The sequence below is a fragment of the Methanothrix thermoacetophila PT genome, assembly GCF_000014945.1.
GTDB lineage: Archaea > Halobacteriota > Methanosarcinia > Methanotrichales > Methanotrichaceae > Methanothrix_B > Methanothrix_B thermoacetophila.
This window is the reverse complement of sequence record NC_008553.1, coordinates 520,044-545,941: the sequence shown is the minus strand read 5'-3', so window position 1 is coordinate 545,941 and position 25,898 is coordinate 520,044. Positions and strand designations below refer to the sequence as shown.

Annotated in this window: 20 protein-coding genes and 2 tRNA genes; 8 read left to right on the top strand and 14 right to left on the bottom strand. The window is 52.0% G+C overall.

The window, feature by feature from the left end; all coding sequences use genetic code 11:
• Positions 1-101: 101 nt before the first annotated feature.
• The gene (locus MTHE_RS02695; protein WP_232840887.1) at positions 102-1,091 is read right to left on the bottom strand and encodes an ABC transporter substrate-binding protein; all 990 of its coding nucleotides are present in this window, start codon (positions 1,089-1,091) and stop codon (positions 102-104) included.
• A 586-nt stretch (positions 1,092-1,677) separates the two neighbouring features.
• Here MTHE_RS02695 and MTHE_RS02690 point away from each other — a divergent pair.
• The 4 genes from MTHE_RS02690 (at position 1,678) to MTHE_RS02675 (ending at position 5,530) form a co-directional block, all read left to right on the top strand.
• The gene (locus MTHE_RS02690; RefSeq protein ID WP_011695715.1) at positions 1,678-2,802 is read left to right on the top strand and encodes a glycosyltransferase family 2 protein; all 1,125 of its coding nucleotides are present in this window, start codon (positions 1,678-1,680) and stop codon (positions 2,800-2,802) included.
• A 35-nt stretch (positions 2,803-2,837) separates the two neighbouring features.
• Positions 2,838-3,929 carry a glycosyltransferase family 4 protein gene (locus MTHE_RS02685; RefSeq protein ID WP_011695714.1) on the top strand — a complete coding sequence of 364 codons (1,092 nt, stop codon included), beginning with the start codon at positions 2,838-2,840 and terminating at the stop codon, positions 3,927-3,929.
• Between the two features lie 154 nt (positions 3,930-4,083).
• A complete protein-coding gene (locus MTHE_RS02680; protein WP_011695713.1) occupies positions 4,084-4,971 on the top strand; it encodes a tributyrin esterase in 888 nt (295 codons plus the stop codon).
• A 223-nt stretch (positions 4,972-5,194) separates the two neighbouring features.
• On the top strand, positions 5,195-5,530 hold the full coding sequence (locus MTHE_RS02675) for a hypothetical protein (protein ID WP_011695712.1): 336 nt from the start codon (positions 5,195-5,197) through the stop codon (positions 5,528-5,530).
• Here MTHE_RS02675 and MTHE_RS02670 read toward each other — a convergent pair.
• From MTHE_RS02670 to MTHE_RS02645, 6 genes are all read right to left on the bottom strand, one after another.
• On the bottom strand, positions 5,527-6,642 hold the full coding sequence (locus MTHE_RS02670) for a TIGR04013 family B12-binding domain/radical SAM domain-containing protein (protein ID WP_011695711.1): 1,116 nt from the start codon (positions 6,640-6,642) through the stop codon (positions 5,527-5,529). The genes MTHE_RS02675 and MTHE_RS02670 overlap by 4 nt on opposite strands.
• 9 nt (positions 6,643-6,651) lie before the next feature.
• Positions 6,652-8,355: an adenine deaminase gene (gene ade, locus MTHE_RS02665; protein ID WP_011695710.1), complete on the bottom strand. Its 1,704-nt coding sequence runs from the start codon at positions 8,353-8,355 to the stop codon at positions 6,652-6,654.
• A gap of 305 nt (positions 8,356-8,660) precedes the next feature.
• The gene (locus MTHE_RS02660) at positions 8,661-9,380 is read right to left on the bottom strand and encodes an ABC transporter permease (RefSeq protein ID WP_011695709.1); all 720 of its coding nucleotides are present in this window, start codon (positions 9,378-9,380) and stop codon (positions 8,661-8,663) included.
• 61 nt (positions 9,381-9,441) lie between these two features.
• Positions 9,442-10,413, bottom strand: coding sequence for an ABC transporter substrate-binding protein (locus MTHE_RS02655; RefSeq protein ID WP_011695708.1), 972 nt, complete (start codon positions 10,411-10,413; stop codon positions 9,442-9,444).
• Between the two features lie 187 nt (positions 10,414-10,600).
• Complete coding sequence (locus tag MTHE_RS02650; protein ID WP_011695394.1) at positions 10,601-11,470, bottom strand: IS5-like element ISMth3 family transposase; 870 nt, start codon at positions 11,468-11,470, stop codon at positions 10,601-10,603.
• 636 nt (positions 11,471-12,106) lie between these two features.
• A tRNA-Glu gene (locus tag MTHE_RS02645) sits at positions 12,107-12,181 on the bottom strand.
• Positions 12,182-12,652: 471 nt separating this feature from the next.
• Here MTHE_RS02645 and MTHE_RS02640 point away from each other — a divergent pair.
• Positions 12,653-14,227 carry a TrkH family potassium uptake protein gene (locus MTHE_RS02640; RefSeq protein ID WP_011695707.1) on the top strand — a complete coding sequence of 525 codons (1,575 nt, stop codon included), beginning with the start codon at positions 12,653-12,655 and terminating at the stop codon, positions 14,225-14,227.
• 2 nt (positions 14,228-14,229) lie between these two features.
• Here the strand turns inward: MTHE_RS02640 and MTHE_RS02635 are convergent, their stop codons facing one another.
• Positions 14,230-15,027: an FAD/NAD(P)-binding protein gene (locus tag MTHE_RS02635; protein ID WP_011695706.1), complete on the bottom strand. Its 798-nt coding sequence runs from the start codon at positions 15,025-15,027 to the stop codon at positions 14,230-14,232.
• 446 nt (positions 15,028-15,473) lie between these two features.
• On the opposite strand from MTHE_RS02635, the gene MTHE_RS02630 reads away from it, so the two are divergent.
• On the top strand, positions 15,474-16,463 hold the full coding sequence (locus tag MTHE_RS02630; RefSeq protein WP_011695705.1) for a hypothetical protein: 990 nt from the start codon (positions 15,474-15,476) through the stop codon (positions 16,461-16,463).
• A 170-nt stretch (positions 16,464-16,633) separates the two neighbouring features.
• Here the strand turns inward: MTHE_RS02630 and MTHE_RS02625 are convergent, their stop codons facing one another.
• On the bottom strand, positions 16,634-17,890 hold the full coding sequence (locus MTHE_RS02625; protein WP_011695704.1) for an L-lactate MFS transporter: 1,257 nt from the start codon (positions 17,888-17,890) through the stop codon (positions 16,634-16,636).
• Between the two features lie 1,079 nt (positions 17,891-18,969).
• Positions 18,970-19,818 (bottom strand): hypothetical protein, encoded by an 849-nt coding sequence (locus MTHE_RS02620; RefSeq protein WP_175265713.1) that lies wholly within the window; start codon positions 19,816-19,818, stop codon positions 18,970-18,972.
• Positions 19,819-20,233: 415 nt separating this feature from the next.
• On the opposite strand from MTHE_RS02620, the gene MTHE_RS02615 reads away from it, so the two are divergent.
• Together MTHE_RS02615 and MTHE_RS02610 are read left to right on the top strand one after the other, a co-directional pair.
• A tRNA-Pro gene (locus tag MTHE_RS02615) sits at positions 20,234-20,306 on the top strand.
• Positions 20,307-20,577: 271 nt separating this feature from the next.
• Positions 20,578-21,744: an NAD(P)/FAD-dependent oxidoreductase gene (locus MTHE_RS02610; RefSeq protein ID WP_175265712.1), complete on the top strand. Its 1,167-nt coding sequence runs from the start codon at positions 20,578-20,580 to the stop codon at positions 21,742-21,744.
• Between the two features lie 12 nt (positions 21,745-21,756).
• On the opposite strand, the gene tsaA is transcribed toward MTHE_RS02610, so the two are convergent.
• From tsaA to MTHE_RS02590, 4 genes are all read right to left on the bottom strand, one after another.
• Entirely contained in the window at positions 21,757-22,212 is a 456-nt protein-coding gene (gene tsaA / locus MTHE_RS02605) for a tRNA (N6-threonylcarbamoyladenosine(37)-N6)-methyltransferase TrmO (protein ID WP_011695701.1), read from the bottom strand.
• A 77-nt stretch (positions 22,213-22,289) separates the two neighbouring features.
• Complete coding sequence (locus MTHE_RS02600; protein ID WP_011695700.1) at positions 22,290-23,039, bottom strand: ATP-binding protein; 750 nt, start codon at positions 23,037-23,039, stop codon at positions 22,290-22,292.
• A gap of 20 nt (positions 23,040-23,059) precedes the next feature.
• Positions 23,060-24,592 carry an ABC transporter substrate-binding protein gene (locus MTHE_RS02595; protein ID WP_011695699.1) on the bottom strand — a complete coding sequence of 511 codons (1,533 nt, stop codon included), beginning with the start codon at positions 24,590-24,592 and terminating at the stop codon, positions 23,060-23,062.
• 189 nt (positions 24,593-24,781) lie between these two features.
• Positions 24,782-25,873: an FmdE family protein gene (locus tag MTHE_RS02590; protein ID WP_011695698.1), complete on the bottom strand. Its 1,092-nt coding sequence runs from the start codon at positions 25,871-25,873 to the stop codon at positions 24,782-24,784.
• Positions 25,874-25,898: the final 25 nt, after the last annotated feature.

Genomic DNA, 25,898 nt, shown 5'->3' with positions numbered 1-25,898 from the left:
TCATTTTTATTAATTACATGCCACATGTTATCTCTCTCAGGCTGAATGCCCTCAGCAGGCGCCAGTCATCTTCTGAGCTCTTGTATGGCCACGCGCGTTGATCATATCTCCGGATAAACAAATGTCCGGTTCTTGGGGTAATCGACTCCGAGCATCTGGAGATACTCTCTGTAAACATTCTCAGGATCCAGATCGATCTCAGGATGGAGGATCTTTGCCATGTATGCAAGACCCACCACATCATCAAGGCCTGCAGTTATCTCCCAGTTCATCAGATAAACCCTGCTGTTTTTGATGGCGCTGATGCTCTCTGACCCGGGTCTGCTGATGATCTCATTTAATATATTCTCAAGTTTCACGCTGTCTTGTGATGGTGGTATCTCCCATCCGAATGGATATGGTGTTCTATCGGTGTACGAGACCTTTTTTATTATGATATCCGGATTCTTGGAGATAACCCATTCCCAGTCGACGACCGGATAAGCTTCTCTGAGATCGGCTGCGATGTTATGCCCGCGCGCAATTGATACGAGCTGGTCAACGCCAGAGCCGGGACCGTGTGTGGTGTAAGACCCACCTTTTGATGTGGATTCGACGTACACTTTCGGAACGCTCTCATCCTTTACAGCATCCTCCACCTCTTCCTGTACGCTCTTGTACCACTCCACGTACCTGCTGGCCTCCTCTTCTCTGTCCAGGATCTTGCCAAGCGTTAGAATCTCTGATATCATTGTTTCAGGCTTGTTCAGGTCGAGACCAACGACTTTGATGCCAAAGGGCTCGAGCTTTGCAGCAGCTTCTTCCACCCCATATAACTTCCCGGGGGATGTATATGTTATTACAAGGATATTGGGGACAACTTCATCACCCACCTTTGCGATCTCCGCTATCATTTCGTAGTCCGGCTCCTTCCACGTTCCCACAAGCTGCGCTCCCTTTAGCTGTGGGAAATAGTATTCCTTGTTCTTGACTGTGTCAGAGACTCCGACGATCTCATCTGCACACCCGAGTATCGCCACAGCCTCGGCTGCATCTGAGTTCAGAACAACAATCCTCTCAATAGGGACATCTATGGTTACATTTCTACCCATCGAATCTGTGATCGTTATCGGATACTCTGAGGAGTTCTCTGCAGCACACAGGACGATGGACAATATTAAGGTTAAGATTATGATTAAGTTTCTCATTATGTTGCCTCCGTATTATTTAAGGTCGTTGTTTTTAAATCTTTATAACCCATATTAATAAATATTTTGGTGTAAGTAGCATCAACAGAGCGGGAGATTAGCATGAAAGCACAATACGGAGGGTATAGCCTGCTATGCCTAGACATTTTGGGAAGACCAACCAGCATCTCAAATGCCTACACCATTTAACATGCCTTTTATTGCATGCGGGCTTACAATCACATACACTCTATTCAGACCTGTCCGAATAATGATCATGTGTTTTCGACCTGCAGAAGGCGGTAGGGTCCGGATTTCTGGCCTTAGATCCTATCCGGACAAGTACTCTATCCAATAGATATTATTGTGGCCGCGCCGAACCTCTCCGGATAAGAATTAAGTATCCCCGTCATCCAAAAACAGCAAGCCAAGATTTCTGAATTCAGCTCTTATTCAAACAGGTCCCCGCGCCTCACAAACCCTTATAAGTACCGCATGTCATTGGCCGTATGTGCGCTCTGTCAGTCTCATCATACCCACCCTGAACGAGGCAGATACGATCGGCGAATGCATAAGAAGATCGCGCGCTGTTCTTCAGAGCGTTGCCTCTGTGTGGGAGATAATCGTTATCGACAGCTCTGATGATGAAACCCCCAGGATAGCGGAAAGCCACGGCGCCAGGGTGGTGAGATCTGAAGCGCTCGGATACGGAAGGGCGTACCTCAAGGGCTTCGAGGTGGCATCGGGGGATTACATCGTGCTCATGGACGGAGATCTGACATACGCCCCTGAGGACATCCCGAAGCTTTTGAAGCTGCTCGACGACGGCGCGGACCTGGCGATGGGCAGCAGGCTTCGCGGCAGGATACATCCTGGGGCGATGCCAGCGCTTCACAGATACATCGGGAATCCAGCACTCACATGGATCCTCAACCATCTCTACTCCATCAGAGTCTCAGATGCGCACTGCGGTCTCAGAGCGATAAGGAGAGATGCCCTGAAGAAGATGCGGCTGAGAACTGCGGGGATGGAGTTCGCCTCGGAGATGCTGGTCGAGGCATCCCGGAGGGGTCTCAGGATTGCAGAGTCTCCGATCGATTACTATCCGAGGCGGAGGGGTGGATCAAAGCTCCGCTCGTTCTCCGATGGCTGGCGCCATCTGAGGTTCATGATGCTCTACCAGCCGATCCCCTTTCTCGTAGCGCCCGGCGCTCTTGTAATGTCTCTGGGCATGATGCTAACTGTAGGGGTTCTTCTTGTATCACGCTCCTCTGAGCTCCGGATGCACTCTCTCATCCTCGGAATCATGATGCTCTTCATCGGCTACCAGACGTTTCTCGCCGGTGTTCACTTCAGCATATTCGGCGCAACGCACGGAATCGCGAGCAGCTGGCTGGCGGAGAGGCTGCTGAGCTATCATTCCCTGGAGAAGGAGATTCTTCTGGGGATGGCTTTCATAATCGCGGGCATCGCGATCGGTGGTAAGGTGCTGATGAGCTGGATCAGCGCCGGCTTCGGATCGCTTGCGGAGGTTCAGAGCGCGATGATCGCAATGGTCCTATCCATGATCGGGATCCAGACGATATTCTCGGGCATGCTCATAAGCCTCTTCCTGCTCACAGACGGCAGGGACTGATCAGAGCATGCGTTTGGAGAGCAGGGCTGATCACCATGAGAATAGCGTATGTTTATGACGCAGTGTACCCCTGGATCAAGGGAGGGGCTGAGCGGAGGGTTTACGAGCTCTCGCAGAGGCTCGCCCGGAGGGGGCACGATGTCCACTGCTACGGCGCCAGATGGTGGGATGGAGAGAGAGAGATCAAACTGGGCGATGTGTGGCATCACGGTGTCTGCCCGCCGCATCCTTTATACAACAAAAATAAAAGGTCGGTGAAGCAGGCCCTGCTCTTCGCACTTGGTGTTCTGAGAAACCTCGAGGGCGGGTTTGATGTCATTGACTGCCAGGAGTTCCCCTATCTTTCATGCTTCTCCACGAGGCTCCGCTCCGGAGGCGCATCTTTCTTCATAACATGGCATGAGATCTGGGGGGATTACTGGATAGAGTATCTGGGCGTCTCGGGCTATCTTGGAATGGCCGTCGAGAAAGCTACTGCGACGCTGACCGGAAACAACATAGCGGTGTCTGAGATGACAAGGAGGGAGCTGCTGAAGTTGGGAGCGGGAAGCATCGTGGTTCCTAACGGGATAGATTACAGCCACATACAATCGATCCGGCCTGCGGATTCGGAGCACGATCTTGTATTCGCAGGGAGGCTGATCTCTCACAAGAACCTGCACATGCTTCTGGAGGCGATCGCTCTGCTTTCGGATGTGAGCCTCCTGATAATCGGTGAGGGGCCGGAGGCGTCGCGGCTTCATTCCCTCGCCAGATCGCTTGGTGTGGATAACAGGGTGAGGTTCAGCGGCTTTCTCAAATACGAGGATACGATCGCTCTGATCAAGTCATCCAGGGCTTTTGTCCTTCCCTCAACAAGAGAGGGGTTCGGGATGGCCGCGCTGGAGGCGATGGCATGCGGGGTTCCTGTGGTCGCTGTGCGCCACAGGATGAACGCTGCCTGTGACCTTCTCACCCCTGAGACAGGAGTGATCTCAGAGCTATCTCCTGCCTCGATGGCGGATGCGATCCAGGCCGCGCTCGATCTCTCAAGAAAAGCCGGCCAAAAATGCAGGGAGATCGCCAGCCGATACGACTGGGATGTGATATGTGGGGAGATCGAGAGAGTGTATGCCGAGCGCGTCTGAGCGACACATGGCATGGTTTCTGGAGATACGGTTTGGAGTTAGAAACTGTGCCTCACTGCTCTTGTTTGTCATAGCGCTCTATTCTTATTCGGGTAGCTCCACCTCAAGATGCCATCGGCAATCATATCATTGAGTTCGTTACTGGATCGATTCGATGATAACCATCAGAACATCAGGCGAGAAGTGCCTCTGCGATTTCACCTTCGATTTCTACTGGCAGCACAGGGGCTCGCGTTTCGATCCGGATGCTGAGATCGATGGATGGAGCTACAGGGCACTGGTGGACGCGCTCAGGCGCGGGGAGACTGTGAGGATCTTGGGGGACGTGGGGAGCAGGCTCTGTTCCAGCATGGGCGTGGATCTGATGAGGCTGGGCGGGAGCGGGGGCGCTGTGGATGGAGGAAAGGTAATAGTGGATGGAGATGTGGGCCCGAGGATGGGCATCTCAATGATCAGAGGTGCGATCTACGTCAGCGGCAGGGTCGAGGAGCCGCTGGGCAATGTCATAGAGGTGGAGAGCGATCTCTCCGGATACAGAAAGTTTGTATCCATAACAGAGCTTCTGGAGAAGGGGTATTCTCCACTCCATCCGAACGAGCTCTCTGATGGCGTTCTCAGGATATGCGATGGTGTATCCAGAGAGACGATAGGGGCGAGGAACGAATCTCCCGGGAGGATCGAGGTCTTCGGGAATGCGGGAATGAGTGCCGGAATTCTCATGCGTTCTGGGGATCTCGAGATCCATGGCTGCTCAGGAAGAAACACAGGGGTTCTCCTGTCTGGCGGAACTGTGATTGTGCATGGCGATACGGAGGATTTCACAGCAACCGAGATGAGATCTGGGGAGATCTTCGTGAAAGGAAGCGCAGGAGGTTTTGCATGCTCCAGGATGCGCGGAGGGTGCGTGTTTGCGAGGGAGTGCAGGCCTGTGCCTCCAGCCAGGCTCTCCTCACCCACTTCAGAGGATCTCCGGCGGATATCAAAGATCTTCGGCATCAGCAGCATCCATGCGATGATGTACCGGAAGATCCTCACCGTATAGCATGCGCTTCCCAACCGAAATAGGAGTTCGAAGTCCTTGTTTTGGTCGCGGGACCAAATCGCCGGACAGTCTTCTGAGGATTTTTCAACCGGCACGATGCCTCAGGAGTTCTATCCGTGTCTATCTCTTGAGCACCTAACGTCATGTCTGCTCACAGGGGTTTCCGAGGAGCTGCGAAGCAGCTAATTTTATAATCCACGTATCACTCTCTTAGGGTGATCCGATGAGCGAGATGCGAGAGCTTGTCATAAACGAGGAGGAGATCCGTGACTTTCTTCTGGAGCGGCTCAGGCTTGAGGGAAAGTGCGGAGAGGCGCTTGATAAGCTGAGCCTGCCATTCCTGTTCGCGTCGGGCAGTGAGCTCCTGCGCACATACATCTTGAACGCATCGGGTTTTGCGTCAACGCTTCCCGACAAGTACAAGATACCTCAGAGGGGATACATCTGGTACCTGTTCTCTCAGGCTGTCAGGGAGATAGAGGTGCGCCCGAAGGAGATACTGATCAGATACGAGCTCCAGGACAGCTATATGCTCCCGTTTAGGCAGTTCTACCTCTAGTGCAGCCTTCCCTTCAGCTTTCCGGCCAGTGCCAGCCGGCCCAGCCTGAGCTCCGCCTCCCTCATGAGTGGCGATGGCTCCTGAGATTCGAGTGGAGTTCCTGGCAGGGGCATGAACCTGTGAACTCTGACCCTGCCACCCATTCTCACTATCTGCTCTGCGAGCTCGACCGTTAGCATCTGGTCCTCCTCTGTCTCACCGGGAAGGCAGAGAATAAGGTCAACATTCGGCACGATCTCATGATCGAGACAGATCTCACAGGCCATCTCGATATCATGCACGCAATGGCCTCTATTGATATCTCTCAGAATCCTGTCGCTTCCCGACTGTCCTCCTATGCTGAGCGTTCGGTTCGTGCAGTACGTTGTTATGAGCTCGAGCGCTTTCCCTGAGATGAAATCCGGCCGCACCTCTGATGGGAACGTGCCGAAGTATATCGGCCTCCCGAGCTCTGATAGCGTTCTGAGAAGCAGCTCGACCCTCTCCAGTCTGGGTTTGAGACCGTCTGAGCCGTATGCGAACGCATTTGGAGACGTGAACCTGAGATCCATGTGCATCCTCGCATGGCTGAGAATCGACGGGATGGAGCGGTGGCGCATCACGCTTCCGCAGAGCCTGGGGGTCTGGCAGTACGCGCATCCCCACGGACAGCCCCTGGTTATCTCTATTGGCGCGAGAAGAGGGCGCGAGAATGAGGGGAATCGATCGAGATCCACGAAACCCCTGCGCTCTGTGATTATGAGCTCTCCTTCTTTCATATACGCTATCCCCTTCACAGATCCCGGATCGCGGCCTGTGCGGAGTGCATCGATGAGCTCTGGGAGCGTCTCCTCCCCCTCGCCAATGACGACATAATCGAAGTGCCTGAGGACCTCTTCAGGCCTTGCAGATGGATGCGGCCCTCCGGCGATGAACACAGATTTCATACCAGAATTGCGCGCTGCATCGACCTCTCTGTAAACCTCCTCAGCCTGAGGTGTCGCGATGCTGTAGAGCATTATTCCCGGCCTTGGCCTATCCACAAGCCTGGCGCCGCTCACGAGCGGGAGCAGCGCTGCTATAGTGTACCTGTTCTTTCTGTTCCACCTGAACCAGATATCCGGCCCGGACATAGCAGTCGGTTACTCCATAAACAGGGGGACGTGCCCGAACTCCCTCACATCCACAAGCCCTCTGTCTGTGATCCTAAGCTCTGGTATAACCGGCAGGGCGAGGAATGAGAGCGTCATGAATGAATCCTCGAGCTCTGATCCTAGGGAGTGAGATGCTGCGATGACATTCTCCGCCTCCTCGACAACATCCTCCACTCGCCTTTCAGATAACAGACCCGCGATTGGGAGTGGCAAAGAGGCGATCGTAGTCCCGTCCACAGAAACCCATCCACCGCCCATGGATATCAGTGATTCCACAGCCCTCACCATGCTCTCCTCGTCCTCTCCAACAACTATTATATTGTGGGAGTCGTGTGAGACAGAGCTCGCAATCGCGCCTCTCTTCAGTCCAAACCCGCTCACAAGACCGAGTCCCACGTTGCCCGTTGCCCTGTGCCTCTCCACCACCGCGACCTTCAGAATGTCGTTTCTCGTGTCTGAAATAACCTCTCCGTTCCTGACCTCAGGGCGCGCCGCAATTGTCTCCGTGAGAATCTGGTTCGGCGCAACGCCGATGACCCTGACGATTCTGCCTGTTGCGGGGATTCTGAAAGACTCTCGCGTGATGGGCAGCCTCACATTCATGCTGGTCTGCACCGGCAGCCGCTTCGACTCGAAACTTGCCGTGAGCCTTCCGTCCCTCGCCACCTCTTCGCCCTCGAAGATCACGCGCCTCACATTGAAATCATGATCCATAACAATGATGTCAGCCCTGTATCCCGGGGCGACAGCACCTGTCCTGCGGAGCCCGAAGTGGCGCGCTGGATTTATGGTGGCCATCTGTATCGCAGCGACCGGATCTGTTCCTGCTTCTATGATTCTTCTTATCATGTGATCGATATGCCTATGCACGATATCTCTCGGATCCAGATCGTCCGTGCAGAGCATGATGTTTGGCGTGTTGTATTCTCTTATGATCTTCACGAGCTCATCGAGATTCCTCGCCGCGCTGCCCTCCCTGATCATTATGCATATGCCTGCGCGGAGCTGCTCCATCGCCTCCTCTGCTCTGGTGCACTCGTGGTCATCCTCTATCAGCGCAGCAGCATATGCATGAAGATCCCTGCCTCCGAGCCCTGGAGCATGGCCGCAGATCGTCTTGTTCTTGGAGGCCGCAACCTTCAGCTTCGCGAGCACAGGCTTGTCCCTGTGAATCACTCCTGGATAGTTCATCATCTCCCCCAGGCCCACGACTCTGTGATCATCGAGGAGACTGGCGATCTCGCTCACACCCAGTGCAGCGCCTGATGTCTCAAGGTGAGTTGCAGGCACGCAGGATGGCGCAGTCACGAGAAATCTCATCGGGATGCCCTCAGCGCATCTGAGCAGATACGATATTCCATCAACGCCCAGTACGTTCGCGATCTCATGCGGATCCGCTATCACAGTGAGCGTCCCGCGCGGGACAACAGCCCTCGCATACTCTGAGGGCATCAGCATGGAGCTCTCGATGTGAACATGAGCATCTATGGAGCCAGGAGCTATAAGGTGGTCCTCAACCGAGATGACCCTCCTGGCGCTCGGGCAGTCGAAACCCGCCACAAATCCGCCGTAAATCGAAATATCAGCCCTGTGTATCTCCCCTGAGAAGACATTGACCAGCTTCCCGCCTTCCAGGAGGAGATCCGCCTCAAGCTCGCCCCTCGCTGCAGCAATCAGATCCTCGATTCTCACAGAATCACCTTCTGAACATACTGCAGCATGGGATATAGCTCTGCTCTGAGAGCCTGTGGAGTTGCCTTAAAATGCTAAAAACTGTTACGAAGGTGCGGCCAGGTTATCTGGCGGGAATCCAGGGTGGTCTGCCGAAATTTATAAATTGACCTTATGCTGGTGCGACGCATGCCGATCAGTTTTGGATTTACGGCAAATATGGTGCGCCACCTGAGCCGGTAATAACCTGAGGAAGGTTCATGCAGCCCGCAAAACGTCCGCTCTTGAAACCTGCGGAGACGATCTCAAAAATTTCCGGAGCGTGCTCACTGTGTGAGCCCGACCCGCCATTTGAGAAGCCTGTCCTCGATTATACTCCTGAACGCCTTGTCGATGAATAGTCCGAGCATGCCCAGAACGATCATGTACAGCAGGACGTGCTCCATTTTGTGGAGATAGTAGTAAGACCATATCCTGTATCCGAGACCGCTCGTGCTCACTCCGAACATCTCAGCCGCAACAAGACACATCCAGGCTATGCCCATCGCGATCCTTATCCCCGCAGCTATTGATGGGAGCGCATATGGAAGCGCCACATACCTTATCAGATCCCTGTCCCTTGTTGCGCCCAGGACCATTGCCGATTCCACATATACCCGGGGCAGGTTCCTGAACCCGACATATGTGTTTATCAGTATCGGGAATACGGCGCCGATGAAGACTATGAATCCTGCTGACTCATGTGTGAGCCCGAACCAGACGATGGCGAATGGTATCCAGGCCAGGGGTGGTATCGGCCTGACCACCTCCACTATGGGATCGATGATCTTATCCAGAGACCTCGACCAGCCCATCCCCATGCCAAGAGGCATTGCTATGATCATGCCTGCGAATATCCCCAGGAAAAAGTGCAGCAGGCTCACAGGCAGGTCCTGAAAGAATATGTCCCTCCAGCTGGATCCGAAGGCGTTCACCACATCAAGAAAGCTTGGAAGCACAAGAGAATCGTTCACGAGCATGGCAGAGATCTGCCATACGGCCAGCATTCCGATGAGGGGGAGGGGCTGTGCCCACCCCTTTCCGGGTTTACCGGCTTCTCTGCTTATCTCACTCACCCCTCGCCTTATCGTAGAAGCTCACATCAAAGAGCTCCTCTTCAGATGGCATTCTGCTTATGTAATTCAGCTCGTAGTTGACCCTGGCGTACTCCATTGTGGATGGGATCTGCACATGAGGATCGCTTATCCACCTCCCATCCCAGTTCTTCATCGAGTACTCCACAACGCTCAGATCCTGCTTCGTCCGGTTGGCATAGATCCTCGCTGCCTCATCAGGATGAGCATACACATACTCTGTTGCCTTGATATGCGTCTTTACGATCTGCTCGACAAGCTCCGGATGCTCCCTGATGAGCTTGCCGCTGACGACCAGGCTGCAGCAGGCATGGTTCGGCCACATCTCTCCAGAGTATACGACGACCTTTCCTTTATTGGACATCTCAATTACCGATGGCGATGGCTCAGGCAGGAACGTGCCGTCTACCTGGCCGGCGAACATCGCTGTCACAGCATCACCCGGCCCCATAGGAAGCACTTTCACCTCGGATGTATCGACGCCGTTCTCCCTCAGCCATTTTTTGAGCACCGTATCCTGTATCGAGCCTGGCGGGAACGTAGCTATGCTCATGCCCTTCAGCGACTCGGGGCCACTGTATTCCTTATCAGGTGCGAGTACAAGAGCAGAGCCGTTGGTGTTGACGCCTGCAACTATCTTTGCATCGAGACCGCCTGATATCGCTGATATTGGCGGCGCTGTTCCAACGTAAGCGACATCCAGGCTGCCGGCAAGCATCGCCTGCATCTCAGGTGGGCCGGAGGGGAACTCGTACTCCTCGACTGCCGTAACGCCAAACGGCTTCAGATCCTCGAGCCACCAACCCTTCTCCATCGCGACCATCTCCGCTATCTGATGGGTGCTCGGCTGGTAGCCGATTCTGAGTGTTATATTCTCGGATGGTGTTTTTGTTATGCAGCCCAGCGAGGCAACCACCACCATTCCGACGATCAGGAAGACAGGCATGTACCTCAATATCCTCACCGCTTTTTCAGGGGATCGCTCGCTATAAAGTGTTTTCCATAAATTGGGAGAAGCATTTCCCTAAATGGATAAACTATCAGTTTATTTATTACAAAAATGTGCTGTGTTGGATAAGTAGCTTTATATTCATATATTCTCTCTTATTCTTTCAAGAATCTTCGTCATAATGTTATACGCTTAAAATTATAGTATAAAATGTGAACATCCTGCGTACTTCGCGAATCATGCCTTCCTTCGAAGTGGCCCTCACAGTCTCGCCAAATATCCTCTTAATTGCTGAGAATACACTTTCAGCCGCCCACCTTCTTCCATATCCATGCACAATTTTCCAACTGTGGTATCCATACTTCATAAACTCAAGAACTGGTTCGGCTCTGGACGAGCCTGCTTTGACGATAGCATTCTTCCTGATCTTGATTCCAGGCATATCTACGCCCTTCTCTTTCATGAAATCGAATACCCCCTCCTTATCATAAGCTCCATCCATCAGTGAATCTTCAAGCTTAACATCTTCCAGCAGCGGTTTTACCATCTCATGATCAGTGACGGTCTCATCGGTTATCTCGAAGGTTACGGGCTTCCTTGTTTCAACATCTACGGCGATATGCACTTTTATCCAGCCTCTGCGTTCAACACCATGACTTTCTCTCATCCAGTCGCCTCTATTCGTAACCTTCATTCCTGTTGAGTCAACTGCGACCACTAAATCGTTATCAGGTATTGGAATATTCAACTCCAAATTCGTAATCCTCTGCCATAATGTCGAATAATCGGCAGCCAACAGCCCAGGAACAAATCCGCTTAGCGCCTGAATAAATCCTTCGAGCTGCCTGTATGGTAAATGAAGAAAGGCGTATGCTAAACCACAAAATTGAATAAATGTCTCAGGATAGCGATAGGGTCTGCCATTCTTGTTCTTATTCATCTTCAGTAGCTCTTCATCCCAATTATTCACAAAGTCAGTGCTAAGGTAAAACCATCCTCGCCTAACCAATTTCTCATTGTATTCGCGCCAATTGCGGTTATCCTCATAGGCCATGAAATATATTATATATTTTCCTAGTTTAAATAGTTATCCAACACAGCACAAAAATGCAAAAATGCTGCGCCTTTATGCACATAGCAGCTCATAGGGCAGATGATGTGACTGGTATGATGTGGTTGGTGAGAGGGATATATAACTAAAACAAACATGCGCAGGGGGGAAGGGCAGATGATGTGGCTGGTATGATGTGGTTGGTGAGAGCCCATCCATTCGCCACAGACGAATAGCAGAATCAGTGCCTATTCGGGCAAGCTTTCATAGAGCTGCTCCAAAATATCTACCGCCATCGATACATCCCCTTGAGTACTGCTCTTTGGCACCACTGATCGGCACAATCGAGGCCTGAGCCAGATTTTCAATGCAATTTTGGAGACGAAGACGCTTAGACTGTCTCAAAAATCCCGCTGCCATCGGTGGATATGATCAGCACGTGGAATCTAAATTCATGGCAGGACAACCATATCACAGCCAGTGGGCAACTGGTTTCGAGACAAGCATGCTATCAAAACTCGCACCCATTTGGCGATCTGTGCATTCTGGCGAATTGGTGCGCACTTTCGTCAGACCGCCAGAATGCATGAATTACACAAATCAATTCGCAACATGACATTGTAGATAATCGGAGAATAGTGCTCCGGTAGGGATTTGAACCCTAGTCGAAGGAGTGAGAGTCCTTCATGATTGGCCGAGCTACACTACCGGAGCGCGGAGCAATGGTAGTCCTTCAATCATTTAACCTTTTTGGCTGAATCTGTGGACGTGTCCGGATAAGAGCTTAAGCCAGATGCCGGGCCTTACTGCTTTTGGATGTCTGAGACACTAATCCTTATTCGGATAGGTCCGAATCTGTGGGCCTGTCCAGATAAGCGCTGAGGCCAGAAAGCTGAACATTTACTGCGAAGTCGTCTCGAAACTATTTAAGCAATGGTGCTGACCTGTGTCGATCCTGTGCGGAAATACAAACCACATAAATCAATACGCCTGATAATTTTGAGACGCGTTTACGCTTCTGCCTGTCAGAAACACTCAAATCTTATTCTCACGCGTCCCCATGGGGTACCATTAATGCTAAAGCTTTATGATCAAGAACATGATATGTCCCAGGACCTGATGTGAGACGGCGGAGCTGCAGGCAGGGCTTCAGCCCATCTCAAGCTATATTCGAGTGGCATCTGCATGAACGTGAAAATCCTCCTTTACTCATTTGGAGATCTGCTCAGGATAATCGGCATAGCGATGGTATTTCCTGGTATTGCCGCGGCCTGCTACAGAGAGCCACATGGCGTTGTGGCGTTCGCGTTCACATCGATGATCGCGATGATGATAGGCTCTTTTTTCAGAAGGCACGGTGAAATTGGGGACCTTAGCATCAAGGATGGGTTTGCGCTGGTGGCCTTCGGCTGGCTGGCAGCTGCGATGATAGGCGCGATACCTTACATGATGCTGGGAATGGGGTCCATAGATTCGCTCTTCGAATCGATGTCCGGATTTACCACAACTGGCGCATCTGTGCTCACAGATAGCAACAGCGAGGGGTACTGGATTATAGATGGTGAGCTGGCAAACCAGAGTGTGGCGTTTATAGTCGCTGGATCCGTCGAGTACCTCCTCTGGGCAACGACAAATACAACTGTATCTGCGATGATCCCTGAACATCCCACGTATTACGGTCTCCTCTTCTGGAGGTCATTCTCCCAGTGGCTGGGCGGAATGGGAATAATCCTCCTGTTCATCGCGATACTGCCGCGGCTCGGTGTTGCCGGCAGGCAGCTCTACAGGGCAGAGGTGCCTGGACCTGAGAAGGAGTCACTGACGCCCAGGATAAGACAGACCGCAGAGCTGCTCTGGGGGATATACCTCTCACTTTCCATTATCGAAGTAATTCTCCTCAAAGTGGCCGGAATGCCGCTTTATGATGCACTATGCAACACGTTCGCCACGGTGGCCACAGGTGGATTCTCGCCACAATCGATGAGCATCGAGGCTTACGGAAGCCCGATGATCGAATACATAATAGTGCTGTTCATGTTTCTGGCAGGAGCAAACTTCGCGCTTCATTACATGACGATACATCAGGACAGGAGATGCCTGATCAGGGACCCGGAGTTCAGGTTCTATTCTTTTATCATTGTAGTCTCCACGCTCTTTATCGCAGCCACAGCTGGCATGATGAGTCCCCTTCCGGATCGCATAAGATGTGCGCTGTTTCAGGTAGTTTCTATAATGACAACGACCGGCTTCTCGACAACAAACTTCGACACATGGTACCCAGCCGCGAAGATCGTTCTGCTGCTGCTGATGTTCGTGGGCGCATGCGCAGGCTCAACTGGTGGTGCCATAAAGGTTGTAAGGGTGCTGGTGATCCTGAAGTACGTCCATCGGGAACTCATGCTCGCAATGCATCCAAAGGCGGTGATACAGGTAAAACTTCATGACATCACTGTCAAGGAGGAGATCGTTCGCTCCACGATCAGCTTCTTCGGAGTCTACATGCTGACATTCGCCCTGGCTTCTATCGTACTCGCTGCGATCTCGTACTCAGATCAGGCGATGAACCTGGAGGCGATCATATCCGCGGTTGCCTCATGTCTCGGAAACGTCGGACCTGGTTTCGGACCGGTTGGTCCGTACATGAACTTCGCTGAGATACATCCGCTGGGCAAGCTGGTACTCATCCTCTGCATGTGGATGGGCAGGCTCGAGATCATGACGGTCCTCGTGCTTCTTCTCCCGGATTTCTGGAAGAAGTGAGATCAGAGCAGGTCCCTGATCGTATTGTACGGGAAGACCGGACCCTCTTTGCATACACGGTATGGGCCGATGGTGCAGTGCTCGCACTTTCCGATTCCGCATTTCATGTGCCGCTCCATCGATAGAAGTATGTCTGATCCTCTGAAACCATTCTCCAGGAGTCTGTTCGCAACCGCGCGAATCATCGGCAGTGGGCCGCAGATCGCAGCTGATGCTGGTGGTGATATATCCATTCTATCAAGCAGCTCAGGGACCATCCCGACGTTGCCCCTCCAGGATTCATCGCCGACGTCCACGGTCAGCTCGATCTCAATTCCCTCCATCTTCCAGGATTTGTACTCCTGCATGAAGTAGAGATCCTGACGCGTTCTGGCCCCGTATGCCACAAAGACCTCCTCGAACTCATCTCTCCTATCAACAATGTAATTTATCAGAGACCGCAGGGTCGCGAAGCCGGAGCCACCTCCTGCGATGACGATACTTTTATGCATTTTATCGATGGGGAATCCATTTCCCAGTGGTCCGCGGATTCCAAGAACATCACCTATCATGGAGTCCATTATTCCGTTTGTTATCCTCCCCGCCCTGCGGATGCAGAGCTGGAGCACATTTCTCGTCGGGCTCGATGCTATCGATATGGGGCACTCGCCCATTCCAAAAAGCGAGACCATGACAAACTGTCCGGGTCTGTATGTGAAGCTCACATCCCTGTCCAGGATCTGAAGGGATATGAGATACGAGTCATGTGTCACGCGGTCGATATCCACGATCTCTGCCTGCAAAGGTATGTACTCACTCAACCTGATCCCTCATGAGACGCCCAGAGGCTCGCTGTTTGAGACGAGCTTCTTAGAATATTGCAGATCCTGAAGAAGAATCTTGTGATGCAGGCATCGAACCTGTCCGGATAAGGATTGAGTGTCTTCTCCATACAAAAGGAGTAAGCCACAGATCTCTGAATTCATCTCTTATCTGGACAGGCCCCATGCATCCGGTGGCTCCGATGGCTCTCAGATCGACTCGCTGCGTATGGCGGTCTATCGGTATGCGATGGCAGGCAGCTGTGAATTGATGGCCGTATCCCTACGCAGGTGTATATCCATACGGCTGACCTTTCCCTCTGGCCTGAAGACCGGAGTCTGCACACTGCTGCTTCTATACCAGAATCCTGTTGGGCTCATGTGAGTCCTACAAGACGCTCAGTGATATATAATGCCTTGATCAACGGTCCCATGAGGTGTTTAATTTGAGAACTCTGATCATGGTAATGCTGATTGCATGCATGATCGCAGGCACAGCAACCCCGATAACGCCGGAGGATCTTTTTGGTGATGAGAATTACAGCTATCTGGATATGCCCTTTCCAGGATTCAGCTCGAACACTACGTTCTCCATGATGGATCACTTCGACAATGCCAGCATGTCCTTCTTCAGCCAGTTCTACTTCAGCAGCTCGTCTGTGTCCTCCTCCGTATCCATGACATCCGGCCTGAGCCAGCCGAGAAGAATTGAGATAAGAGGGCATGAGCCGCAGCTCGTCTACCTGTTCGGAGCTGAGCCGATTCCCTACAGGGAGTTTGTGTCGCGTGCATCCCTGCTGGGAACAAACCAGCTCTGGATCGCCGGATCTGGCACATGGACGCAGTATGTTGTATGCCCTGTGAATACGCTGCTCAGGCTCATCGCAGACTCAACAACTGATGGTGTGGCTGACATCTACGAGATATACCCGAACAACACAATCAACCGCAGACAGTACCCGATCTTCCCAGGGCCCAACGAGATGAACTTCAGGGCAGATGCTGTTGGAAGGAACATGGTTTTCTTCATAGCGAACAGCATCCCGAGCAATATCGTCATAATAGATGTCGTTCCTGCCATTCAAACTACTCCGCAGCAGACTCCTCAACAGGCTGTTCCCGCGGTCTCCGCAGTGAGCTCTCTGTACACTCCTCCGGCCATGCCGGCAGCGCCATCACAAGCTGGAGATACTGTTGTGATTATAAAATCCACAGGTATGATAGGTTACGATGTATATCTTGACGATGTATATGTTGGAACCGATGGAAAGGGTGGAGATCCACTTGACGGCTCGTTTACCCTTAGAGTCGTGGGCAACATGGAGCACTTCATAAAGGTCTGGGACGGCCAGTTCTTCTACGGCAAGCCCAAGTACTATTCGAGAGGTGTTACCACAACACTCTGGGTCGAGCCCGGATATGCACTCTATATCTAATGCAAACGCCTGAAAAGCAGGCCATCATAAATACAAACGCCCGAGATGCCATCAGAGCATCTCCAGGGCGTAATGCACTTTTGCATGTGCAATACTCCCAATCCCCCAAGGGATACACAGAGAACTACAACTAAATTAAACAAAAAATATAAAATGAATGGTCTATCCATTCATTCTGGCTTTTTCGGAGGCCTCATCAGAACATACGCTATGATGATACCGATTATGGCAAGGGCCGCCACGTAGTTGAAGACACCCATATAGCTTCCAGTGGACGTTTTGATGAAGCCAGCGAGCTGCGGACCGACTATCGCACCAGCACCATATGCGAGGAAAACAACACCATAGTTGCGCGGATAATCCGTGGTTCCGAAGAATGTGGCAGTCGATGTCGGGGCTATTGCCAGCCAGCCACCCAGACAGAGCCATAGAGCAGCAAACGCAACAACGTATATCTCAGAGGCAGTGGGCTTGGCCATTGTGGCCATCATCATGCATGCGATGAAGATCAGCACGAACGATACTATCGCTGCGTTCCTCGGAGTCAGCTTATCGGTGAGATAGCCGAAGAGAGGTCTGCCACCACCATTGAATATGGCAAAGAATCCCACCAGGAATGTTGCAAGCTCTGGGTCGATCTGGACGATCTCAGTGCCAACCGGCTTTGATACGCTTATCGCCATTAGTCCTGCAAGACATCCGATGAAGTAACAGAGCCAGAGACCATAGAACGTCGGCGTCTTGAGCATCTCCTCTCTTCTGAACTCGTGGGTGACGGCTGCGCCAGGCTTTGGAGCAGGGGGCGTCCATCCAGGGGGCTTGTATCCAGCCGGTGGGAATACCAGCGGCATTGAGAGCAGGACGATTATTATAATGAACGCCACACCGAATACCCTGAATGTGTTCATAACGCCCTGAGCAGCAATGAGGTATCCGGCTATATTTGCGGTGAAGAACGCTGAAAAGCCGAATCCAAGCACAGTCAGACCCACCGCGAGGCCGCGCCTGTCGGGGAACCATCTGGCAGCTACTGCTACTGGACACCCATATGCTATTCCGACGCCCAGCCCGCCTATGATTCCGTATGTGGGATACAGCATCTGCACGCTGCTTGCTGTCGAGGCCAGCAGCCACCCCAGTCCACAGAGCACACCACCCACCATAGTGACCTTTCGTGGACCGTACTTCTCGATGTACTTGCCTGACAAAGGCATCGCTATGGCGAAGACTGCCAGGAATATCGAGAATGGCAGCAGCACATCGTTTGCACTCACCACCTGTCCCATCGCCTGGAAGTGGTCGGTCAGGGGCTTAACGAATACCGACCAGGAATAAACGCTGCCTAGACAGAGGTTTATTATCATCCCCAATATGACAAGGACCCATCTGCCTCCTGGCGGCTCCTTGAATTCCACATTTTCTGCCATACTTCAAACACCCTCCTTACATCATACCATGCTATACATACAGACCAATACAATAATTACCATGATTCAACAATACAGATCTGAATTCGCTTGACAGCCAGCTGTATTACACTGAAACTCCCTCTCAAAAGGGTTCTCAATGTGTGATGAGCTCAGCGAATGTATCTCTCGAAATCTTTTGGATCTAACCTGCAATACGGCACACAATACACGCGACACACACCTTGATTAAGCTCTTCCCTCCTATCATCTTCGATGACGAACTTGTGGATTTAATTTACAAATCGATTCTATTTAAATTTAGCGACAAACGATCATAAACATTTAGTAACATGATTTATTCAAGAAAATCGGCCGTGTGCTTGGATCTGTGATATCAGCAGCATTTGACATCACGGGATTTATGCGGTGTCGAAGCCATCTCGAAACAGCTGATGCTATTTATACATCTCTTGAGTACTGCTCTTTTGCACCACTGATCGGCACAATCGAGGCCTGAGCCAGATTTTCAATGCAATTTTGGAGAAGAAGACGCTGAGCATGTCTCAAAACATCCCGCTGCCATCGGTGGATATGATCAGCACATGGAACCCAAATGCATGGCAGGACACCATGTCACAGCCAGTGGGCAGCTGGTTTAGAGACGACTTGAATGACCACGTTATGCCATTGAATCGTATACTCGTATCGTTGAAACCCGTAGCGATCAGCCCGTTCAGACTCCTGGGATAGTCTCGCCCAAGCGCTCGATTCCAGCAGAATCATTCAGCTATTCGAGCACGCAACCGATCATCGAAGCCAACAGCATGTGACCTCGCATGATTTGTGATCTGTTGTACCAGTGAATATCGGTTCATGAAATTCCGTTCAATTATATGTCCACGGCGTGCTATTGGATGCCAATATCAGTGACAAATCGAGGTGGTGTGCTGAAATTGCTGTGAATCGGTCACGTACTATCCGACGCGTACCGATCAGTTTTGAATTCGCAGCAAATATGGTACACTGCCCAATTCGATGAATCAAGCCCTCAGCCCAGAAACAAGCGAGTGCAAAAATGGAGGTGATGCTGGAGATTGCTATTTATGAATGGCAGCCCTAGTCATCGTCCTCGTAAAATCTCTCAGCGGCAATCTCTCGTATGTTCCAGCTCTTGGCATCTCATCAGCACTCAGAACGCGTCTGAATCCTACGTCGGAGAGCCATGTCCTGTCTGAATCTGTGTAGATGTCGATTTTACTTCCATCTGTGAGATTCAGCTTATAGATCGTGTTTCTCCAGTTTGCGTAGTATATCGCCCCATCCTTAACGACCAGCCCCTTGATTGGCTCCGTGTTATCAGTATAGACCACCTCAACAACACCGGTACCTGATCTCACCCTGTATATGCTTGCAGGGATCCGGTTTCCAGAGCTCAGGTACAGGTTCCCCTCAGTATCGAATGCGAAGTCCCCTGCCCAGGAGCCGCCGACATCAGAGAGTCTGACCACGTAAAACGGAGCCGCGGTTCCGTTGGTTTCAAGCCTGTAAATCATTCCGTTGGCTCCCGCACCTGTGGCCTCGCTGAAGTATAGGCGCAGATCACCCGAGTCATCCAATGCGAATGCTATGTCCCTTACGTATGTATCGTGCGTGTACACCGTCTCCTCTGGGAAATAATATCCGTCACTTCTCATGTGTGTCCTGTATATCTTGTTCTCATTAGCATTGACGAAGTAAAGCTTCTCAGGTACTCCTGGATGGAACGCGAAGCTGTATATGTTTCCGCTCCTCCTTGTGTAGTTTGGCGTACCAGCATGGTAGACAGAGCCTGGGGATTCCCTTGCGTCTGTGTAGTACAGATCAATCACAATATCTACTGGAATCGGATAGTTTGTCCCTGCCTCAAGGGACTGTGCTGCCGTTACATCGGCCTGCTCCTTCACCAATCCCGTGATCGCACTGGATGTAGCTGATAGGGAAATCAGCAGGATTGCCAAGCTCACTATTCGAATCAGCTCACCCTTTTCAAGTATGCCTGAACTTGCAGATATGCTCCCACCCCATATCCAGTCTTTAGAGGATTCCTAATAACCTCCGATTTTGGTCTCAGTTTTATAAAAGGTATATAAGGCGAGGCGCAATTTGGTGGGTTTTAGGAATCCTCTTTAATGTCAATATATGATAATATGCACATATATAAGTTAATTTGGTTGTGTACTGGACATAAACTTTGACTGGTTGACTACCACAAAAACTAAATGAAGTACTCTGTTTACACTAAGAGTCTGAAATCCCTATCAGTTCTCTCCCATGGGAAACCCTTATATTGCAGCTGGGCCAACTCAAGCCAGCCTGAGTCTTGGGGCCATAGGGTAGCCTGGTATCCTACAGGACTGGGGGTCCTGTGACTCGCGTTCAAATCGCGATGGCCCCATAAGGGAATTGATTTTGAAGTACTACCGTTTGAATTCGTTGATACGATCGCAGCATAGCGGGATCGTTAGAAAAAACTCTACAGTCATTGGTTGAGGGGAACACTACAGAATAACCGATGAATGTATAAACAGCCATGAAGCATGGTGGCCCGAAAGATCCCTTCAAGCAGATCTCCTATGCAAGATTAGATCCGCATGATGCAGTGTTCGTGTTATGCAGATCGGATGATGCTCGGGATGATCTGCTCGACAGATGCCGCCGGGTGATCCATGAGAAAGATGAAGTTCGATGTTGCTGTTGTTGGCGCCTCGCCAGCAGGTCTCTCTGCTGCAGCAAGCTCTGCCCGCACCGACGCGAGGACAGTGCTCATTGACAGGGATCTCACATCGGTGCCCAATGCCAACACCATCTTTGAGGGGATGGCGTCTGCTGCATGCCTGAATGTGGAGCCATTCTCCATTCACCAGGTCAGAGGCATGCGGCTGATATCTCCATCGGGCCACAGCCTTGAGATCGATGCGGGGGGCCACTTCCTGGACAGGAAGGGGTTTTACGCTCACTACCTGAATTCCGCAGCAGATTATGGAGCAGAGATCATCGAATCAGAAGTCAGGTCTGTATCTAGATCCGCGGATGGAATGGAGCTTTTTCTGTCCACAGGAGATGTGATCGATGCCAGGATCGTCATAGATGCTGCGGGTGTGGATTCACAGCTCGCATCGTCTCTGGGAATCAAAACCATGCGTCACCCCGATGACGTGGCCTGGGCGATTGAGGTCGATGTGCGCCATCCGGGCATCGGCGAGGAGGACCGGTTCGAGTACTGGGTGGGGAGCATAGCTCCTGGATGGAAGGCCACGTTCTCTCCAGCAGGTGAAGACATGGCCACGCTGGGAGTCTTTGTTAGACGACACGGAAGAGATGTCCAGAGGTTTCTGGAAACGTTCCTGAAGAAATTCATTAGCAGAAGGGCAGGGTCACATCCCGGCCTGGAGCGAATGAGGATCCTGGGGACCAGGCGGGGTGGTGACCCGATCGCCGTACTTCCAGGAAGGATTGTTGATGATGGTATAATGGTCACAGGCGGGGCTGCAGCCCAAAGCGGGCTTGCGTACTCGATGCGTGCGGGTGAGATATGTGGAGACGTTGCAGGCAGAGCAGCTCTGGAAAGGGATCCATCCAGGGAGCGACTCTCAGAGTACAGCAGGAGGTGGTGGCGGGAGCTTGGTTTTGAGTACATCCTTGGGAGAGCATCGCTTGAGCGTCTCAGATCGATGAGCGATGATGAGATCGACAGGCTCTTTATTTCCCTTTCCGGCAGGAATCTGCTGGTGCCTGGAGGTCTGTGGAGAAAGAGCGCGAATGCAGCTTTTCAGCTGACAAAAGCCATGCCAAGCATGCTGCCGCGATTTCTTCTCAATCTGCTCCGGTTTTGATGTGCACCGAGATCATGCGCTCACTCCTTCCTTCTCATCCCACCACCCGATCCTCGCATCAGGAACGCAATCGATCCCAGCAGAATATGGTTTTATGTCGATCAGCGGCGTGCCGTCGAGGGCATCCAGGCCTCTCACCCGCAGCTTCCTCCCCTCCACAGATAACAGCTCCGCTACGCTGAATGCCACCGGATTCGGCCGATCAGGAGATCGTGTCGCAAAGACCCCATGGACACGGCCGTCATGAGGCGGTACAGCTCTGAGCTTCGTTCTGTCTGCTCTGTCCAGCCAGTAAAGCACTATGAGATGCGTGCATTTCTCAATATCCATCAGCCCATCCTCAAACTCGGGAAAGATCTCGATCTCGCAGATCTCTCTGGAGACCCTGCCCTGGTGCGGCGCCTCGGCCCTGCTGGTGAAGGGGGTGTGGATCACCCCAATGGGTCTTAGTACCATCTCGCTCTCCATGTCCATTCATCCCATCTGCCAACTGCCCGACCTGAAGACCGGAGCTTGTGACTGAAGGAGATACTATGTTGTTCCATCTATCTGATCAGCCTGTCGGCGATCTCTCCCATTATCGCGATCTCTGGGAGTGCTCCGCCGGTCAGGCTTGCCCTGAATAGATCCTTACGTTTCGGTATCACGCCGATGACCCTGTCCCTGTCGATCATATCCAGGATGTCCTCAGAGTCCTCATCGATTCTGTTCACGATGAAAAACACATCTTTTCCAATCTTTTCGCCCATCTCAGCTATCTTCTCAGATAGCTGTACAGACTCGTAGCATGGATCTATGACAGCCACGATCTTATCGCAGCCTGTCTCCACACCCCTCCCAAAGTGCTCTATTCCAGCGTCTGTATCGACGATCACATATTCTCCATTGGTCCTGAGCTTCTCCAGAAACTCCCGGGCGAGAGCGCCCATGGGGCACGCGCACCCTTCGCCGAAGTTGTGGATCTTGCCTATGGCGACGAGCTTTACCATCTCATCACCAACCACGACCTCCGGAGGTATATCCTTTATCTGGAACTCCTCTGGAATTATGCTCAGCGCCTCTCTCCGTTCGGATCTGATGAAACGCATCAGTCTCTCACTGAGCGCCCTCTTTCCTCCTAAGGATTCCATGAAGTCTTTCGGCTGATCAAAGCCGAGCATCCTGTAAATTCCGAAGTTGGACTCGTCAGCATCGACCACAAGAACCCTCGTGCCCCTTCCAGCAATCTCCCTGGCGAGAAGAGCTGAAACTGTGCTCTTACCGCTACCGCCCTTGCCGCATATCAGTATCTTCATCATCCACCTCCAAAAAAAATTCAGGCCAGGAAGGCCATCTTGTTCAGCGGAATTGGCACGCCGCTCCCAACGCCGTTCTTTGTGTAGAAGAGATCGACCTTCCCGTCGTGTGCCCAGTAGTTGGTCGGGTAGTAGAGCGGGAGCGCTGGAAGTTCTCTCGCGTAGACCTCCTGTATCTCGTTCACCAGCTCTCTTCTCTTCTCCGGATCCATCTCCGAGATCTCCCTCTTGAGAAGATCACTCAGCTCCTGGTTATCGTATCTGGCGCTGTTGAAGCCAGACCCTGTGATCACCTTGTTCAGTATCGCCGGATCTCCGCCCATTCCGCCGTGCCCGCTGAGCGCGAGATCGAAGTTCCACTCGTTGACCGCGTTATCAAGAGTCTTCGAGTCGACGCTGCGCATGTTGACCTTTATGCCCGCCTCCTCCAGATCTCTTTTTATGAGCTCGCCAGCGCGCTCATTGCTCGATGTGACGAGAAGCTCAACCTCCAGCGTCTTTCCGTCCTTCTCGAAGAAGACCCCCTTCTTCTCATACCCCAGCTCCTTCAGGAGCTCGCCCGCCTTCTCCGGATCATGGGCATACTGCTCAACATCCGGATTGTACCACTCGCTGTCAGGCGCGAAGAGGCCGGGGCTCGCAGGAACACCATACCCGCGCTGGGCTATCTCAACGAGCTTCTCCCTGTCTATGGAATACGCAAGAGCCTGTCTGAACCTGACATCGGAGAACGGCTCCTTCTTGTGGTTTATCATGAGCTTCGCGAGCCAGTCGTGCGCGCCCTCGAGAACCACGAAGCTGCCCCTGAGCCCCTCAGCGACCTCTGGAGGCACAGCCGCAGCATCGACCTCGCCTCGCTTCAGCGCCGGCCCTGCCATCTCCTCGCTCAGCTTGACGAACTTGAGCTGCTTCACCTTCGGAGCGCCCTGGTAGTAATCCTCATTAGCCTCGTACAGATAGGTGCCCTGGGCCTTGTTGTAATCGACAAGCTTGAACGGTCCTGTGCCTGTAAGCGCCTTCGCATCCTGGAAATCCTCCGGCTTCGTCACATCGATGTAGATGTGCTCCGGGAGGATCGGCAGTGTACCTGCGACCTGGTCCAGGAACGGGGCGTAGGGCTTCGCCAGGTAGATCTTAACCGTGTGATCATCGATCTTCTCAGCCCTATCCACAGTGCTGCTGTCGACCCACTGGTACGGATGCTCTTTTATGTAGTTGATCGTGAAGACCACATCGTCCGCTGTGAATGGCTCGCCGTCATGCCATTTCGCGTTCGGATTCAGATTGAAGATGTACGCGTTCTCGTCCTTCAGATACTCCCAGCTCTCTGCGAGCGCAGGCACGAAGCCGTTCTGGTCCTTCCAGACCAAGGTATCGAAGATGAAGCTCATCCGCACATATCCGGGACCCCTGGAGTAGTGGAGGTACGGCGATGGGTACCCCCAGTCCCCGGTCGTGTCCGCTATCGTGTATACCGGTATCTCCTCTGCAACTGCCGGCAGAAGAAGCGATATCAGCATGGCAGTGCAGAGGATCTTTACCAACCTGCTCATGTTCTACATCTCCTTTTCAAGTTAATATGAAATTTTTCCTACATATATGAATTCTTTGTCATTGAATAACATCTTTAATGAAATTGCTTGCAACAAGTCTGGCTCATCAATTTAATCTGGCAACTAAAGTGTCGTATTTATTGGTAGAGGTCATTAAAGTTGCTAAATATAAAGGAGGGATTCTGTCCCTCACATCACTCCCGCAACCTTCAGGGGATGCATGCCAGCGTTCTGGAGCTGGGCCAGCATGTTCTGGTCAACCTGGAATCTCTTTATAACGCTCACCGCGATCTCTGGCTCATCCCAGTAGTCCATCATGCGAACATCCATCACGAGCTTCGGCGCCCAGGATGGGCCCTTCCAGTCCTTCGTCTCCGTGAGCTCGTACATCCTGGTCCAGTTGAAGCTCAGAACCAGCGCATCCCCCTGCTTTGCGGTATCATTCCATCTCACGAATATCCCCGCAACGTCGCTCTGGTTGTACTTCGCCTTGAGCGCATTCTTCTCCGTGTCCGTCAGAGCCATGACGAAGATGCCGCTCTTCCCGACCGTCGCATCCCAGAGAATCTGGAGTGCGTCATCCTTGCACCATGGAGGCACTGCTATCACCTTGTAGCTCTCGGCACTGCTGTTTATCGGCAGCTCCCTCTCCACGTATTTCGCGATCATGTATCCACTGGTGACTCCAGGGCAGAGATGATCATGGAATGAAGTAGCCTGAATGAAGTCAAAGCTGGCGTTCCTCGCCCACACATTCGAGATGCCGACAAGCGAGAACTCGTTCCCGTTGAAGAGCTTCTCGTTAAAAGTTCTGTTACCTTCATCGGTGTTATTCAATAGGTAATCGAGATCCACATTTGCCTTTGAGATCTTTGAGAAGACTGCATCATCCGACGCAGCTTTCAACTCCTCCAAACTCATCGAGAGCGCCTCCGGCTTCACTTCCAGATACAGCGCCTCTTTGCTGTTCTTATCGAAGAAGTAGAACCACAGCGGCTTCCAATGCGGCCTTAGAACCTGAAAGAGGTTTCCGTCGCCATGAGAGCAGCCTGCTGTCTCAGTAATGCCCTTCAGCGCCTTCTGGGTGGTCATGCCTGAGACGATCGCATAACCGGCATTCGTCAAAACAAGTATGTTCTCATCGCCTTTCTGGAAGGATAACTCGCTCATCGCCTTCTCTGCAGCTTTGACACCAATCTCCTGTATCATGGCATCGTCTGCAAACGCGCATGATATCAGGACAAGGGTGATGCAGATACTACTTAAAACATATCTCATCATACTATCACCGATTATGGATTATTAG

What these genes read in the sequence shown, in the direction of transcription:
- MTHE_RS02695 (WP_232840887.1), bottom strand. Translation starts at nt 1,091, where the DNA reads ATGGGTAGAAATGTAACCATAGATGTCCCTATTGAGAGGATTGTTGTT.
- MTHE_RS02685 (WP_011695714.1), top strand. Translation starts at nt 2,838, where the DNA reads ATGAGAATAGCGTATGTTTATGACGCAGTGTACCCCTGGATCAAGGGA.
- MTHE_RS02680 (WP_011695713.1), top strand. Translation starts at nt 4,084, where the DNA reads ATGATAACCATCAGAACATCAGGCGAGAAGTGCCTCTGCGATTTCACC.
- MTHE_RS02675 (WP_011695712.1), top strand. Translation starts at nt 5,195, where the DNA reads ATGAGCGAGATGCGAGAGCTTGTCATAAACGAGGAGGAGATCCGTGAC.
- MTHE_RS02670 (WP_011695711.1), bottom strand. Translation starts at nt 6,642, where the DNA reads ATGTCCGGGCCGGATATCTGGTTCAGGTGGAACAGAAAGAACAGGTAC.
- MTHE_RS02660 (WP_011695709.1), bottom strand. Translation starts at nt 9,380, where the DNA reads ATGCTGGCCGTATGGCAGATCTCTGCCATGCTCGTGAACGATTCTCTT.
- MTHE_RS02655 (WP_011695708.1), bottom strand. Translation starts at nt 10,413, where the DNA reads ATGCCTGTCTTCCTGATCGTCGGAATGGTGGTGGTTGCCTCGCTGGGC.
- MTHE_RS02650 (WP_011695394.1), bottom strand. Translation starts at nt 11,470, where the DNA reads ATGGCCTATGAGGATAACCGCAATTGGCGCGAATACAATGAGAAATTG.
- MTHE_RS02640 (WP_011695707.1), top strand. Translation starts at nt 12,653, where the DNA reads ATGAACGTGAAAATCCTCCTTTACTCATTTGGAGATCTGCTCAGGATA.
- MTHE_RS02625 (WP_011695704.1), bottom strand. Translation starts at nt 17,890, where the DNA reads ATGGCAGAAAATGTGGAATTCAAGGAGCCGCCAGGAGGCAGATGGGTC.
- MTHE_RS02610 (WP_175265712.1), top strand. Translation starts at nt 20,578, where the DNA reads ATGAGAAAGATGAAGTTCGATGTTGCTGTTGTTGGCGCCTCGCCAGCA.
- tsaA (WP_011695701.1), bottom strand. Translation starts at nt 22,212, where the DNA reads ATGGAGAGCGAGATGGTACTAAGACCCATTGGGGTGATCCACACCCCC.
- MTHE_RS02600 (WP_011695700.1), bottom strand. Translation starts at nt 23,039, where the DNA reads ATGAAGATACTGATATGCGGCAAGGGCGGTAGCGGTAAGAGCACAGTT.
- MTHE_RS02595 (WP_011695699.1), bottom strand. Translation starts at nt 24,592, where the DNA reads ATGAGCAGGTTGGTAAAGATCCTCTGCACTGCCATGCTGATATCGCTT.
- MTHE_RS02590 (WP_011695698.1), bottom strand. Translation starts at nt 25,873, where the DNA reads ATGATGAGATATGTTTTAAGTAGTATCTGCATCACCCTTGTCCTGATA.